The sequence below is a fragment of the Streptomyces sp. NPDC005195 genome, assembly GCF_040608315.1.
In the GTDB taxonomy this organism is placed as follows: Bacteria; Actinomycetota; Actinomycetes; order Streptomycetales; family Streptomycetaceae; genus Streptomyces; species Streptomyces kaempferi.
This window is the reverse complement of record NZ_JBEXHZ010000020.1, coordinates 84,579-99,923: the sequence shown is the minus strand read 5'-3', so window position 1 is coordinate 99,923 and position 15,345 is coordinate 84,579. Positions and strand designations below refer to the sequence as shown.

General features: G+C 73.6%; 8 protein-coding genes. 6 read left to right on the top strand and 2 right to left on the bottom strand.

Annotated features, from left to right (window positions below; translation table 11 throughout):
* The first annotated feature begins 117 nt into the window (after positions 1 to 117).
* The 6 genes from ABZV34_RS21545 to ABZV34_RS21520 all read left to right on the top strand — a co-directional run bounded on the left by ABZV34_RS21545 (position 118) and on the right by ABZV34_RS21520 (position 9,875).
* On the top strand, positions 118 to 3,567 hold the full coding sequence (locus ABZV34_RS21545; RefSeq protein ID WP_356278845.1) for an SCO5717 family growth-regulating ATPase: 3,450 nt from the start codon (positions 118 to 120) through the stop codon (positions 3,565 to 3,567).
* A gap of 330 nt (positions 3,568 to 3,897) precedes the next feature.
* On the top strand, positions 3,898 to 5,742 hold the full coding sequence (locus tag ABZV34_RS21540; RefSeq protein WP_356278842.1) for an ABC transporter substrate-binding protein: 1,845 nt from the start codon (positions 3,898 to 3,900) through the stop codon (positions 5,740 to 5,742).
* Between the two features lie 53 nt (positions 5,743 to 5,795).
* Positions 5,796 to 6,863 (top strand): ABC transporter permease, encoded by a 1,068-nt coding sequence (locus tag ABZV34_RS21535; RefSeq protein WP_211118083.1) that lies wholly within the window; start codon positions 5,796 to 5,798, stop codon positions 6,861 to 6,863.
* 23 nt (positions 6,864 to 6,886) lie between these two features.
* Positions 6,887 to 7,825 (top strand): ABC transporter permease, encoded by a 939-nt coding sequence (locus ABZV34_RS21530; RefSeq protein WP_356278914.1) that lies wholly within the window; start codon positions 6,887 to 6,889, stop codon positions 7,823 to 7,825.
* Positions 7,822 to 8,838 (top strand): ABC transporter ATP-binding protein, encoded by a 1,017-nt coding sequence (locus ABZV34_RS21525; protein ID WP_356278839.1) that lies wholly within the window; start codon positions 7,822 to 7,824, stop codon positions 8,836 to 8,838. The genes ABZV34_RS21530 and ABZV34_RS21525 overlap by 4 nt, the downstream gene beginning before the upstream one ends.
* On the top strand, positions 8,835 to 9,875 hold the full coding sequence (locus tag ABZV34_RS21520) for an ABC transporter ATP-binding protein (RefSeq protein ID WP_356278836.1): 1,041 nt from the start codon (positions 8,835 to 8,837) through the stop codon (positions 9,873 to 9,875). The genes ABZV34_RS21525 and ABZV34_RS21520 overlap by 4 nt, the downstream gene beginning before the upstream one ends.
* 262 nt (positions 9,876 to 10,137) lie before the next feature.
* Here ABZV34_RS21520 and ABZV34_RS21515 read toward each other — a convergent pair whose 3' ends face one another.
* Together ABZV34_RS21515 and ABZV34_RS21510 are read right to left on the bottom strand one after the other, a co-directional pair.
* Positions 10,138 to 11,091 carry a bifunctional riboflavin kinase/FAD synthetase gene (locus ABZV34_RS21515; protein ID WP_356278833.1) on the bottom strand — a complete coding sequence of 318 codons (954 nt, stop codon included), beginning with the start codon at positions 11,089 to 11,091 and terminating at the stop codon, positions 10,138 to 10,140.
* Positions 11,092 to 11,224: 133 nt separating this feature from the next.
* A complete protein-coding gene (locus ABZV34_RS21510) occupies positions 11,225 to 15,208 on the bottom strand; it encodes a trypsin-like peptidase domain-containing protein (protein WP_356278830.1) in 3,984 nt (1,327 codons plus the stop codon).
* Positions 15,209 to 15,345: the final 137 nt, after the last annotated feature.

Below are 15,345 nucleotides of genomic sequence, written 5' to 3'. Positions count from 1 at the left end.
GCGGGGCCGGTCGGGCGCGTCGGACGGCGTCGGACGCCGTCCGGCCAAGAGATTCAGATGAAGAGAACGGTCGCCCCGGCTCGGTATCGAGGGTGCTTGACCACACCAGGAGGAACTGTGAACAGCGATCGGGACGGGATCCGCGGGGGCTGGGCCGCACCCGGCGATGACCAGTCCGACGCGGAGTCCGCCGTCGAGGCGACGGGCGAGTTCACCATCGACTACGCACCGCCCGCCTGGTACACGCAGAACGCGTCGGCCGGTTCGGCACCGGCGTCGCAGGCCCCGGTTCCCGGGGTGCCCGCCGCTCCGGCTCCACCGGGCCCTCAGGGACCGTCGCTGCCACCGGGACCGCCGGTGACCCAGGTTCCCCCGGTGCCGCCCGCGCCGATGCCGCACGCCGCCTGGTCGCAGCCGGTCGTACCGGCCGGCCAGGAGGGTGCCGCGGCCGGTGACATCGAGAGCGGCGCGACCATGCGGATCTCCGCCGCCGCGCTCAAGCGTGAGTTCGCGGAGCGGTCCGCGGGAGAGCACGCCGCCGAGGCCGGCGGTCCGGTCGCGGGCGGGGCGGGCGGTGACGCCGCCGCCGTCTCCGGGGAGGAGCCGGCCGGTGCCGGGCCGGCCGGCGGTGACGCGGCCGGCGGTGACTTCGAGTTGAGCGCTCCGGTGCCGCAGGGCGCGGTGCCGGGTGCGGAGCCGGGCTCGGGGTCGGGGTCGCCCGAGGCTTCCGGCGCGTCCGCGGTGGGCGAGGACGCGTCCTCGCATCCGGAGAGCGCGGACACCGACGTGAGCGGGCCGGACAGCGCCGGGAGCGTCGGCTCCATGGGCGCCGACACCGGTGCCGAGCCCGATGCCGTGGAGCCCGTCGATGAGCGGGAGCAGGAGTCCGCGGACTCCGGGGCCGACGTGACGGACCGAGCTGTCGACACGGACGGCCCGGACGCGGAGGGCGCCACGAACGCCGCCACCGCCACCGATGTCGGCGACGACTGCGGCAATGTCGGTGGCGCTGACGGCGACGACGACGGCTCGGAGGCCGGGCGGCCCGATGCCGTCGCCTCCCCGGAAGTTCCGTCGCAGCACCCCGGAGGCCAGGACACCGGACCGCGGGACGGCGTGGTCGCGGGTGCCGACCCGTCGGACACCCCGCACGGGAGCGCGGCGCCGGACGCCGGAGCGGACGTACCCGTGGACGCGCCCGAAGCGGCGCCCGCCTGGACTCCCCCGCCGATGGCGCGGGGCGCGCTGCCGCCGCTGCCGCCCGCCTACCAGCCCGCCGCCCCGGCGCCGGCCGCGCAGTGGCCCTCACCCGGGCCGGTGGCACCGCCCGCGCCCGAGACCCCGCAGCATCCGCACCCCTCGGCTGCGCAGGCCCCCGTGCAGCCTCCTGTACCGCCGCGGCCCGCCGACACCGGGGCGCAGCCGCCCGTGCCGCCCCGGCAGCCCGATTTCCAGCCCCAGCAAGCCCAGGTCCAGCCGCACCAGCCGCCGGCCCAGCCGCAACCGCCGTTCCAGCCGCCGACCGCGCAGCCCGCGCCCCCGGCCTGGGACCCGCAGGCCGCACCGCCCGTGCCGCGACCGGTACCCCCGACGCCCGCCCCGGCAGCCCCGGCCCCGCAGCAGGACGGCTACGGCTTCCCGCGGCAGGGACCCCCCGTCCCGCCCGTGCCCGCTCCCGTGCCGCAGGCGGCGTACGGCTTCCCCCAGCCGGGCGCCCCGGCCCCCCAGCATCCCGCGCCGCAGGACGGCTACGGCTTCCCGCAACCCGGAGTCCCGACCCCTGCCGCACCCAACCCCCCGGCCCCGCCCACCGGTTACGGATTCCCGCAGCAGGGCCCGCCGGTCCCGCCCGCGCCGCAGGACGGCTACGGCTTCCCGCAACCCGGAGTTCCGGCTCCCGCCGTGCCCAACCCCCCGGCTCCGCCCACCGGTTACGGATTCCCGCAGCAGGGTGCCCCGGCTCCCCAGCCGCCCGTACCCCAGGTGCCCGGCCCGGATGCCCCCGCGTCGCAGGCCCCGGGCCCGCAGCCGGCCTACGGCTTCCCTCCCCACGCCCAGCCGCCCGCGCACGCCCAGCCGCACATCCCCGCGCAGTACCAGCCGCACCCGGGCCTGCCGCCCGAGGCGCCGCACCCCACGCAGCACGTGCAGCCGCAGCAGCAGCACCAGCCGCAGCCTCCCCAGCAGCCCCCCGTGGATCCCCGCAGCGGGACCGCCTGGCCGCAGCCCGTCCAGCACGACCAGCGGCAGCCCACCAACCCCTCCGCCGCGCCTCTCGGGTACACCGCCGCGGTGGAGCTGTCCTCCGACCGTCTGCTCAACAACAAGAAGCAGAAGGCCAAGAGCGGTCGCCCCGGCGGCAGTTCCTCCCGGTTCAAGCTGGGCGGCAAGAAGGAGGAGGCCGAGCGGCAGCGGAAGCTGGAGCTGATCCGGACGCCGGTGCTGTCGTGCTACCGGATCGCGGTCATCAGCCTCAAGGGCGGTGTCGGTAAGACGACCACCACCACCGCCCTCGGCTCCACGCTCGCCACCGAGCGGCAGGACAAGATCCTCGCCATCGACGCCAACCCGGACGCGGGAACGCTCGGGCGCCGGGTACGGCGGGAGACCGGGGCCACCATCCGCGACCTCGTGCAGGCGATCCCGTACCTCAACTCGTACATGGACATCCGGCGGTTCACGTCCCAGGCGTCGTCCGGGCTCGAGATCATCGCCAACGACGTCGACCCGGCCGTCTCCACGGCCTTCAACGACGAGGACTACCGGCGCGCGATAGACGTGCTGGGCAAGCAGTACCCGATCATCCTGACCGACTCCGGCACGGGCCTGCTCTACAGCGCCATGCGCGGGGTGCTCGACCTCGCCGACCAGCTCATCATCATCTCCACGCCCTCGGTCGACGGTGCGAGCAGCGCGAGTACGACGCTGGACTGGCTGTCGGCGCACGGGTACGCGGATCTCGTCTCGCGCTCCCTCACCGTCATCTCCGGGGTGCGCGAGACCGGCAAGATGATCAAGGTGGAGGACATTGTCAGCCACTTCGAGACGCGCTGCCGCGGTGTCGTGGTGGTGCCGTTCGACGAGCACCTGGCCGCGGGCGCCGAGGTCGACCTCGACATGATGCGGCCCAAGGTGCGGGAGGCGTACTTCAACCTCTCCGCCATGGTCGCCGAGGACATCGTGCGTCACCAGCAGTCGCACGGCCTGTGGACGAACGACGGCAACCCGCCGCCGGTGGCCGCCCCGCCGATGCCGCGGCAGCCGCAGTACGCGTACCCGCAGGACGTACCCGTACCGGGCGGTCAGGGCGTCCCCGGCCCGCCGATGGCCGGCCCGCCGCCGTCCGGACAGCCGGTTCCCGGCGGGCCCCACCCGTACCAGCAGGGCGGCCCCTACCCCCAGCAGCCCGGCCCGCCCCTCCCTCCGCCGCAGCCGGGACAGGCGTACCCCCCGCCCCCGCAGCCGGGTCAGTCCGCCGCGGGCCGTCCTTTCGAGGACGGTCAGCCCTATCCGCCCCACCAGGGCCACACGCCGCCCCCGCCGCCCCCCGCGTCCCCTCAGCAGTAGCCGGAGACCATCACCCGAACGGCCCCTTCCGAGGGGCCGGTTCCCGCCAGGGCCCGCACCGTCCTTCCACGGTGCGGGCCTTCGCGTGTCCAGGGGCGAAAGGAAGCGTCACCCCCTGGCCAGGAGGGCTTCACCGGTCTGAACCAATGAGCGAATATTCCGCGCCAACTCGTTATTTCCGCAGGCCACATGGGGTCCACCTGCCGTTGACTCGCGGAGACCGCCGCTGATAGACACACACATCAACCCCGCCGGCGCCCCCCGTTCACCCCTGATCCATTAGTTCAACCAGCCATCCCCGTGCGAGCGATGACGCGAGGTCACCGACCCATGAACAGACAAGATCAGCTCACCGGAGGACGCCCGCGTCTCAGGCTCCTCGCCGCCGCGGGCGCCGCCGCCCTCACTCTCACCGCCGCTCTCGCGACGCCGCTCGATCCGGCCCCGCAGCAGGCCCGGGCCGCGGAGGGCAAGAACGTCCTCACCGTCGCGGTCGCGCAGAGCGTCGACTCGCTCAGCCCCTTCCTGGCGTCGCGCCTGGTCAGCACGAGCATCCACCGGCTCATGTACGAGTACCTGACCAACTACGACCCGGCGGACAACCACGCGATCCCCGGCCTCGCCACCAAGTGGGCGCCGTCCGCCGACAAGCTCACCTGGACCTACACGATCCGCTCGAACTCCAAGTGGTCGGACGGCAAGCAGGCCACCGCCGAGGACGCGGCGTGGACCTTCACCAAGATGATGACCGACCCGAACGCGGCCACCGCGAACGGCAGCTTCGTCGGCAACTTCAGGAAAGTCACCGCCCCGAGCCCCACCAAGCTGGTCATCGAGCTGAAGAAGCCGCAGGCCACCATGGCCGCCCTCGACGTCCCGATCGTGCCCCGGCACATCTGGGAGAAGGTCGGGGACTTCTCCAAGTTCAACAACGACAAGAGCTTCCCGATCGTCGGCAACGGGCCGTTCATCCTGACGGACTACAAGCCCGACAGCTATGTGCGGCTGAAGCCCAACAAGACCTTCTGGCGGGGAGCACCCAAGTTCGACGAGCTGGTGTTCAAGTACTACAAGGACGGTGACGCGGCCGTCGCCGCCCTGCGGAAGGGCGAGGTGTCGTTCGTCTCCAATCTGACGCCCGCTCAGTCCGCCGCGCTCAAGGGCCAGTCGGACATCAAGGTCAACGACGCCCCCGGCCGCCGTTTCTACGCCCTCGCCACCAATCCCGGCGCCCAGGCCGCGAACGGGGACCGGTTCGGCGACGGAGCCGGGTCCCTGCTCGACCAGAAGGTGCGCCAGGCGCTGTTCATGGCGGTCGACCGGAGCACCCTCGTCGACAAGGTCTTCCAGGGCCACGCCGTCGAGGGCGAGGGATACATCCCGCCGCGGTTCTCCACGTACTACTGGAAGCCGTCGGCGGGTCAGAGCCTCGGATACGACCCGGCGAAGGCGGCCCAGCTCCTGGACCAGGCCGGATACAAGAAGAACGGCGACGGCAAGCGCGTCGAGAAGAACGGCAAGCCGATCAACTACCGGCTGCTGTGCCACGCCACCGACCCGAACGACAAGGCGGTCGGGCAGTACCTGAAGGAGTGGTTCGGCAAGCTGGGCATCGGCGTCACCCTCGACTGCCTGGACAACGTGACGGACCCGTGGCTCGCGGGCAAGTACGACCTGGCCTTCGACGGCTGGTCCGTCAACCCCGACCCCGACTTCGTGCTGTCGATCCACACCTGCGCGGCGCTGCCCGCCACGCCCAAGGACACGGGCGCGACGGACAACTTCATCTGCGACAAGAAGTACGACGAGCTGTACGGCCGGCAGCTCGCCGAGTACGACACCGCCAAGCGGGCGGAGACCGTCAAGCAGATGGAGTCGCGGCTGTACGACACCGGGTACATGAACGTCATGGCGTACCCGAACGCGGTGGAGGCCTACCGCACCGACCAGATCAAGTCGATCGAGACGATGCCGAGGGCGGCCGGGAACATCTACGGCCAGGACGGCTACTGGAGCTGGTGGTCGGCGGTTCCGGCGGGCTCCTCCGGTGCGTCCTCCGACGGTTCGGGCTCGACGGGCGTCATCATCGGCATCGTCGCGGGCGTGGTCGTCCTCGTGGGCGCCGGGGCGTTCTTCGCGACGCGTCGCCGGGCCACGGCCGAGGACCGCGAATAGCGCGCCCCACACCCCCCGGGCACTCCATGGACGTACGAGCGAATGAGTAGTTCATGACCGCTGAGGCAACACCCTCGCTGGTCGAGGCGACCGACGGTCCGGCCGACGCCGGACCGTCGGTCCGCGGGCCACGGGCGCGCACCACGACCGCGTATCTGCGCTATGTGGCGGGCAAGTTGGGCGGCGCGGCCGTCTCGCTGCTCGCCGTCCTCGTCACCAGTTTCTTCCTCTTCCGGCTCATCCCCGGCGATCCGGTCAAGTACATGACCGGCGGCCGGCAGGTGTCCGCCGAGCAACTGGCCCACTACCGGACGGAGTTCGGGCTCGACCTGCCGCTCTGGGAGCAGTTCACCGACTACTGCGGCAAGGCGCTCACCGGTGACCTGGGCACTTCGTACCAGTTCCGTGCTCCCGTCATCGACAAGATCACCGAAGCGCTGCCGAACACCCTGCTCCTGACCGTCACGGCGTTCGTCCTTTACACGGCGCTCGGCATCTTCCTCGGCACCCGCTCCGCCTGGCGCAACGGCGGGCTGAGCGACCGCCTCAACACCGGGCTGGCGCTGACGCTGTACTCGATCCCGTCCTTCTGGCTCGGGCTGCTGCTCATCATCGTCTTCTCGGTGGGCGTGGGTCCGGTCCCGGGCCTGTTCCCGACCGGCGGCATGGAGTCGGGGGGCAAGGAGGGCTTCGCGTACGTCCTCGATGTCGCCCACCACCTGGTCCTGCCCGTCGTGACGCTGGTCGCCGTCGAGTACGGGCAGACACTGCTGGTCACCCGCTCGGCGCTGCTGGACGAGATGGGCAGCGACTACCTGACCACGGCACGGGCCAAGGGCCTGCGCGACGATCTCGTACGGCGCCGCCACGCCGTGCCCAACGCACTGCTGCCGACCGTCACGCTGATCTTCATCAACCTCGGCCGGACGGTCGCGGGCGTGATCCTCGTCGAGACCGTCTTCTCCTGGCCGGGCCTCGGCGGCCTGTTCTACCAGGCGCTGAGCGTGCCCGATCTGCCCCTGGTCCAGGGGCTGTTCTTCGTCTTCGCGGCGGCGGTGGTCGTGATGAACACGCTGGCCGACCTGATCTATCCGCTGCTGGACCCACGGGTGGGCCGATGACCACCACCGAGTCGGACGGGCCGATGACAACCGAATCCACCGCGGCCGAACAGGCCGTCACCGCGGACGCGAAGAGCTCCCGCACCCTCGCCAGGCAACGCCGCCGCGACTCCGCCGTCCGCTTCTGGCGGCAGTACCGCACCCACCGGGCCGGCGTCCTCGGCCTCGCCGCGCTCACACTCTTCGCCCTCATCGCCGTGACGGCGCCGCTGACCGTCGGCTCCCACGTGCAGAGCGTGACCGACGCGCCGGGCCGGCCGATGGAGAGTCCCAGTGCCCGATTCCCGCTGGGCACCGACCAGTTCGGGCGCAACCTGCTCGGACTCGTGGTGTGGGGCGCCCGGGTCTCCCTGCTCGTCGGGCTGCTCGCCGCCGTGCTCTCGGTCGCGATCGGCGCCCTCATCGGGATCACCGCGGGCCACTTCCGCGGCTGGTACGCGACCGTGCTGATGCGGATCACGGACTGGTTCCTGGTGATGCCGACGCTGGTCCTCGCGATCGCGCTGGCGACCGTGATGACCCGTTCGCTCGGCACGATCATCCTGGCGATCGGCGTCACCACCTGGCCGACGACGGCCCGGCTGGTCCGCGCGCAGACCCTCGCCGTCGAATCGCGGCCCTACATCGAACGGGCCAAGGCCCTCGGCGGCGGCCACTGGCACATCATGACGCGGCACGTGCTGCCCAATGTGATGCCCCTGGTACTCGCCCAGACGACCCTGATCATCTCCTCGGCGATCCTCGCCGAGGCGACGCTCGCGTTCCTCGGGCTGGGCGATCCCACGATCGTGTCCTGGGGCGGGCTGCTCCAGGACGCGCGGGAGGCGGGCGCGGTCAGCGCCGGGAAGTGGTGGTACCTGGTTCCGCCAGGGATCGCGATCGCGGTCGTCGCGCTCGCGTTCACCCTGTGCGGGCGTGCGGTCGAGTCGGTTCTCAACCCGAAGCTGGGGGTGACCCGTTGAGCACTCCGGTGGACACTCCCGCGAGGCAGCCCCTGCTGGCGGTCAGAAACCTCGAAGTGACGTACGCGGGCGGGGCGGCCGCCGTACGCGGCGTGGACCTCTCGCTCGACGCGGGACAGAAACTCGGCATCGCGGGCGAGTCCGGCTGCGGAAAGTCCACGCTGGCCCTCGCGCTGCTGCGGCTGCTGCCCGCGGGCACCCGCACGAGCGGGGAGATCCTGCTCGACGGCGAGGACGTGCTGACGATGAAGTGGGGCCGGGTACGGGCGGTCCGCTGGGCGGGCGCCTCGATCGTCTTCCAGGGAGCGATGCACTCCCTGAACGCCGTGCACCGCGTCGGCGACCAGATCGCCGAGCCGATCCTGCTGCACAAGAAGGCGACCCCGGCGGCCGCCCGGAGGAAGACCGGCGAACTGCTGGAACACGTGGGTCTGCCCGCCGCCCGCGCGGACGCCTACCCGCACGAGCTCTCCGGCGGACAGCGCCAGCGCGTCATGATCGCCATGGCGCTGGCCTGCGACCCCCGGCTCGTCATCGCCGACGAACCGACCACGGCGCTCGACGTGATGATCCAGGCGCAGATCCTCCGCCTGATCGAACAGCTCGTGAGCGAGCAGGAGCTGGGCCTCCTCATGATCAGCCACGACCTCGCGGTCCTGGCTGACACCTGCGACCGGCTCGCCGTGATGTACGCGGGCCGCATCGTCGAGGAGGGGCCCGCCCGGCAGGTGTACGACGACGCCCGGCACCCCTACGGCAAGGCCCTGTCCGCGGCCTTTCCGCGCATCGGGGACAGCGCCTCGCGGTTCGCGCCGCGCGGCCTGCCCGGCGATCCCCCGGACCCCTCCGCACTCCCCTCCGGCTGTACGTTCCACCCCCGGTGCCCGGTGGCGCTGGACTCGTGCGCCGGGCAGGACCAGGGACTGCGGGACGCGGGCGCGGGACGGTGGGCGGCCTGCGTGCACGTGGACACGGCCGCCGGAGCGGCAGAACCAGTCAGGAGCACGCCATGACGAACCCGCCCGCGCCGTCGTCCCCCGTACCGGCGGCGACACCGGCGCCCGCGCTCGCACCGCCGCTGCTCAGCGCCGAGGGACTGCACGTCTCCTTCCCCGGACGGCGCGGTGCCGCCCGCGCCCGTGCCGTCGACGGGGTCGACCTCGACATCCGCCGCGGCGAGATCGTCGCGCTGGTCGGCGAGTCCGGCTGCGGCAAGACGACGCTCGCCCGTTCCCTGCTCGGTCTCGTCCCGCCCACCGGCGGTCGTGTGACCTTCGACGGCGGGCCGCTCGACTACTCCTCGCGCGCCCTGAAGGCCTACCGCAAGCGCGTCCAACTGGTCCTCCAGGATCCGAGCGGCTCGCTCAACCCCCGGCACACGGTGTACGACGCGGTGGCCGAGGGGCTGCGCATCCACGGGTACGGGGGCGACGAACAGGCGGCCGTCGCGGAGGCCCTCTCCCGGGCCGGTCTGCGTCCGCCCGAGCGTTTCTTCCTGCGTTACCCGCACGAACTGTCCGGGGGCCAGCGTCAGCGCGTCGTCATCGCGGGCGCGCTCGTCCTGGAGCCCGAACTCATCGTCGCCGACGAGCCGGTGGCCTCCCTCGACGCGTCGGTACGGGGCGAGATCCTCGCCCTGCTCCTGCGGCTGCGCGCCGAACTCGGCCTGTCCGCCCTGGTGGTCACCCACGACCTGGGCCTGGCGTGGAACATCGCCGACCGGGTCGCGGTGATGTACCTGGGCCGGATCGTGGAGACGGGCGAGGTCGCCGAGGTCCTGACAGCGCCCCGACACCCGTACACCCAGGCCCTGTTGTCGGTTCTCCCGGAGGCACCGGGCGCTCCGGTCGTGCTCACCGGTGAACCCCCGGACCCGTCCCGCATCCCCTCGGGCTGCCGCTTCCACGCGCGCTGCCAGATCCTGGCGGGCGGGGAGGCCGAACGGGCGGGCGTCGCGGACGCGTGCCGCGGGCAGGACCTGCCGGTGCTGGGCGGCGGCGGGGAGGCGCAGGTGGCGTGCCACTACTGGGCGGCGACGGTCGGTACGTGAGGTGCGGGCCGGTACGTGAACCGGGGTGACCGGGGGCGGTGGCTCGGGTGGGCGCGCCTGCCAGGTCGAACGGGAGTGGCCGGTTCCGGTTCCGAGTCCGGCTCCGGCTCCGGCTCCGGCTCCGGCTCCGGCTCCGGCTCCGGCTCCGGCTCCGGTGAGACCGGCATGGTCCGCCCTGCCTCACGGGGCCGCCGACGTCTGAGGAAACAGGAGTGGCCGGTGCCCGGTGAGGGCGCCGGCCACGCGGCTGTGTGCCGGACGGCTACAGGGCGCCGTACGCCTCGATCAGTTCCATGGACCGCTTCACGTCGTCGGCGATGGCTTCGAGCAGTGCCTCGATGGACTCGAACCGGGCCTGGCCGCGGACGAAGGCGAGGAAGTCGACGGCGACATGCAGGCCGTACAGGTCGAGGCCGACACGGTCGATGGCGTAGGCCTCCACCGTCCGCTCGGTCCCGTCGAACTGCGGGTTCGTGCCGACGGAGATCGCCGCGGGCATCGCTTCGTCCCCGACATGCAGCCAGCCGGCGTAGACACCGTCGGCGGGGATGGCGGTGTGCGGGAGGGTCTCGACGTTGGCCGTCGGGAAGCCGAGCTCGCGGCCGCGCTGGGCGCCGCGGACGACGATGCCCTCGACGCGGTGCGGGCGGCCCAGGATCTCGCGCGCGCCCTCCACATCGCCCTCGGCGACCAGCCGCCGCGTCATGGTCGAGGAGAAGGGCTCACCGCCGCCGGCCGCACCGCTCACGGAGAGCTCCACCACCTCGACCTCGAAGTCGTACGTCTCGCCCTGCTCGCGCAGGAAGTCGACATTGCCGGCGGCCTTGTGACCGAAGCGGAAGTTCGGGCCCTCCACGACGGCCTTGGCGTGCAACTTGTCGACCAGCACCTTCGCCACGAACTCGGCGGGCGACAGCTTCGAGAACTCGGTCGTGAAGGGGAGGATCAGCAGCGCGTCGACGCCCAGCCCGGCCATCAGCTCGGCGCGGCGGTGGTGCGGGGCGAGCAGCGGCGGGTGGCTGCCCGGCCGGACGACCTCGCTCGGGTGCGGGTCGAAGGTGACCACGACGGAGGGAACACCCAGCTCCCGGGCCCGGTCCACCGCATGGCTGATGATCAGCTGGTGTCCGCGGTGCACCCCGTCATAGGAACCGATGGTGACGACGCTGCGCCCCCAGTCCTGGGGGATGTCCTCCAAGCCACGCCAGCGCTGCACTGTGACCGCTCCTTGTCGAACCCGTGTCCGTGATTGCCTCATTCGCAGCTCTAAGGGTGCCATGCCGCGTGCTCCCGGTTCGCATCGGCATCGAGCTGTGACGCGGAGCACGAGAACCTGACCAAGGCCTGACTCAAGCGGGGACCCGCAGGCCGGCCAGATTCTCGATCATGCGGCGGGTGCTCGGGCCGACCACTCCGGCCCACTCCTCGGGGGCGCCGGCCAGCCAGCGGGCCACCATCGCGGCGAATCCCGGCGCCTGGCGGGCCAGCTCGACGAGGCCGCGGTCGAAGCAGGTGGCCCCGGCCGGGGTGCGCACCAGCAGCCGGCCCGTGCGGTGCACCAGTTCCCGGGTGGGTTCCTCGCCCCGGCGGGCCATGCCCTCCGCGGCGGCCCGCAGCAGGGTGCCGAGGACGGCCGGGTCGCGCTCGTGCGCGAGCAGCAGATCCAGCAGCTCACGCCGCAGCTCCCGGGAGGCACGAGTGCCCGGCGCGGCCAGCACGGTCGCGAGGGCCGACCGCACCGGGGCCGGGCAGCCGATCAGCAGTCCCGTGACCAGCGGGAAGAGCGCCGTGCGCGCGACGGACCCGTGGGCGAGACGACGGTCGACGTAGGCGGCCATGTGCGTGGCGGCCTCCGGGCGCAGCTCCACCATCTCCCGTACGAGCGCGGCGACGCGGTGGGCGAGCGCGGGGGTGGTGACGTCGGCGAGCGTGCGCAGTGCCTCGGCCGGGTCCGCGCCGGGCTGCCGCAGCCGGGCCCGGAACGCGGCGAACACCGGGTCGGGGTGTGAGGCGAGGGCGGGGACCAGGGCGCGGGCGGGCAGCTGCGCGTCACCCGCCGCGAACCGCTCCAGCGCCTGCGGCAGATACGCGGCCCGGCTCCGCGGATCCCGTACGAGCAGGCCGAGCGCTCCGCCGTGCAGGGTGCAGTCGGCGGGGCGCGACAGCAGGGCGAGCGCCGCGTAACGCAGCAGGGCGCGGTCGGCCTCGGTGCGTACGTGCGGCGCGGCGCGCAGTCCGTACGCCACCGCCGCCACCCGCCGGGCCGGGCGTGCGTCGTGCGCCCACCGGTCGACGGCGCGGCAGACCGCCGACGGCTCCTCCTCGGCGAGCGCGGCGAGCAGCTCGTCGGCCCGGCGGTGCGCGCTGTCCACCAGGGCCTCCGCCAGGTCGTCCAGGGCGCGCCGCCGGTGGGCGTAGAGCAGTGCCTGCGCCGCGGTGGCCACCGTCGCGTGGGGCGTCGCGGGCAGGGGGCGGTCGTCGTGGAACCAGGTGATGAGGTGGGGTGCCACGCCGGTGGGGTCGGCGGCGAGGAGCCGGGCCACGGCGTCCAGGTAGCGGGGGGTACGGGTGTCTTCCGGCGTGCGGGTGGCTTCCGGAGGGACGGTGTTTCCCGACGCGCGGGTGCCTACCGGCGTACGGGTGCCTACCGGCGTCTGGAGGAGAGTGGCGGCCCTGTCGTCCGGCACTCCGACCACGGGGGTCGCAGGGGCCAGACCCGTGCCGAGCCGCACCAAGCCGGCCGAGGCGATGTCGGCCGGGGCCATGTCGATCAGACCCATGTCGGCCCGAGCCATGTCGGCCGAGGCGCCGTCGTCCGTGGTCGTGTCGTCCGGGCCCGCCTGCCGCGGCGCCTCGTCCGCGACGACCAGGCTCCTGAGCAGGTCGAGCCGCCCCGTCCGCGGCAGCGGCAGCGCCTCCCAGAAGGACGGCCCGAACTCGGCCGGAACTCCCCGGCCCTCCGCCCTCCACCGCACGATCCGCTCGGCGAGCAGCTCCAGGACCCCCGTGTACGGGGTGGCGTCCGGCAGCCGCAGCACGACGTCGGCGAAGAGTCGTGTGGCCCACCAGACGGGGTCCTCCGGCGGCGCGGGCGCGTCCGGCAGGAGGGCGTCCAGGGCGTGGACCAGTTCTTCGAGTCGAGGGGTCAGCGCCGCCGCGTCCTGTTGACGGGCCAGGAGGAGCAGGGCCTCGACGACCGGCCCGATGCGGTGTCGGGGGACGGGAAGGATGCGCGGGCCGGTGCGGACGGCGGGCCGGGAGCCACGGGACCGGCGGCGGCGCGGCGCGCCCGTCCCGGTCTCCGGTCCCGGCGCTCCCCCCGGTCCCGCCTCGGCCGACGGAGCTGTCCGCCGGGCGGGTACCCGCTCGGCTTCCGTCCCGGACGGGGACGGCACCCGGACCCCGGCGGCCTGGGCCGTGTCACGGCTCCGGTGGACCAGTGCGTGCAGGGCCGCGTCCAGGTCCAGATGGGTGCCCTGGATCCAGTCGGCGAGTTCTTCGTGGGCGAAGCGGTAGCCGTTGCCCGCGGGGACCAGGAGACGCTCGGTGAGGACGGCGGAGGCCCAGCCGGTGGTCCGGCCGGAACGGCGCCCCGAAGCGGGCCCCCAAGGGAAGACGGCTTCGAAGGACTCGCGGTCCAACTGGCCCTGCCCCGGACCGAGACAGCGCCTCGCGGCTTCGTGCACCCGGCCGGAGACCTGCGCGGCGAGCCGTCGTACGGCGCTGCCGCGCACCCCGTTCGCCGCCGCGAGCCGAACCGCGACGCGCAGGCACATCAGGTCCAGATGGGCACCGAGGACGTCGTGCCGGTCGAGCCGCCCGGCGGGGGCGTCCGCCAGCACGGCGCGCACCTCGGCCAGCAGGCGAAGGGTCAGCGGGTGCCGTGCGTCGGTGGCCCCCAGCGTGCCCTCGGGGATACCGGCCCGCGCCCGGATCCGCCGCGCCTCCTCCTCCGTGAGATCGCCCAGCCGGACGCACGGCGGCAGCGGCGGCTCCGGCCCGGCCCCGGCGGCCCGGTGCAGGAGCCTCGCCGGGAAGTGCGCCCCCGCCTGCTCCCAGTGCTCCGGCCGGCAGGCGACGACGAGCCGCGCCCCGGTCTCCCACAGCCACTCGGCCGTACCCGCCGTCCAGTCGGGCAGCCGGTGGGCGAGGGCCGACGGCATCTCCTCGGGGCCGTCGAGAAGAAGCAGCAGCGGACGTCCGGCGTCCCGGGACAGCGAGGCGAGGCGCTCCGGGCCGATGTCGCCCAGCTCACCGCCGTACCCGCCGGGGGGCAGCACCTCCGAGTCCCCGGGCGTCCCCTCCCGCGAGGCCGCCACGATCCGTCCCGCCCGCTCCAGTGCCCGTGCCGCAGCGTCGGCGACGGAGGTGTCCGTGACGAGCAGGTCGGCTCCCCGCAACCAGAGGGTGGGGGCCGGTTCGGCGCCGCCGGTGCGGCGGGCGGCGAGGGCCGCCAGCTCCGTCGTACGGCCGCTGCCGGGTGGGCCGACCAGCCCGAGCACGGCGGCCGGGCCGCGCACGAAGCTCTCGAACTCCCTGACGACAGCGGTCCGTTCGACGGTGGTGGACGAGTCCTCACCGGTGCCGGGCGAGGGCCCCACGTCCGGTCCGTCGGAGCCGACCGAGGTCGCCGTGAGCTCCAGCACGCCGGCCGGATTGAGATCGGCGCCGTACGCGGGCACGGTCGCGGCGTTGCGGGCCAGCAGCGCGGCGAGCGGGCCCCGCGCACCAGGCGTGCGCAGGGGCACCGCGAACCGCGCGGTCGGGTGCTCCCCGTGCAGCGCGGTGCCCACGACGCCGATCACCGCCCCGGTCGACATGTCGAGGACCGGGCCTCCGGCCGCCCCGCCGCCGAGCCGGAGGGCGTCCGCGCCCCCCGTGCCGATCGCCAGCTCCAGCGCCTCGCCGAGCGGATGGAAACGGTCGGTGGCCGTGTACGTCACGGCGGTGGTGCCGAGCACCCGCGCCTCGCGCCAGCCGCCCGCGGCGATCCGGACGTACGTACCGGTGCCGATCCGGTCCCGCACGGTGACGGGGAGCGGGTCGAGGCCGAGACCCTCGGTGCGGACGAGTGCCAGATCGGCGGCGGGCAGCGGGGTCACGGCATCGGCGCCCACCACACAGCTGCGGCCGCCGGGGCCGTGCAGGACGAGGCGGGCCAGACCGTCCACGGCCTCGTGGCTGGTGATCACCGTGCCGTGGTGGTCGGCGACGAAGCCCGTGCCACGCGGGCGTCCGGCCAGGTCGCAGATGCGCACGAGGCCTTCGTCCCGCGCGTGGTCGATGGCGTCCGGTGGCCGCTCGTCCCCCGTCCGCGGGCCCCGTCCCGCCATGTTCGAACCTCCCCGCCGCGCTCCGTTCCTCCGACCGTAGGCGCGAGGTGATCAGCGGGACAGACCGCGTGGTGAACGCGCCCCCTTCCGCTCCCTCGGTTCACTCCGAGCGCCTGCCCGATGGGGTGAATAGGGCA

Excerpts from the sequence above, each read along its gene's own strand:
- ABZV34_RS21520 (WP_356278836.1), top strand. The coding sequence starts at position 8,835 with ATGACGAACCCGCCCGCGCCGTCGTCCCCCGTACCGGCGGCGACACCG.
- ABZV34_RS21510 (WP_356278830.1), bottom strand. The coding sequence starts at position 15,208 with ATGGCGGGACGGGGCCCGCGGACGGGGGACGAGCGGCCACCGGACGCC.
- ABZV34_RS21535 (WP_211118083.1), top strand. The coding sequence starts at position 5,796 with ATGACCGCTGAGGCAACACCCTCGCTGGTCGAGGCGACCGACGGTCCG.
- ABZV34_RS21540 (WP_356278842.1), top strand. The coding sequence starts at position 3,898 with ATGAACAGACAAGATCAGCTCACCGGAGGACGCCCGCGTCTCAGGCTC.
- ABZV34_RS21530 (WP_356278914.1), top strand. The coding sequence starts at position 6,887 with ATGACAACCGAATCCACCGCGGCCGAACAGGCCGTCACCGCGGACGCG.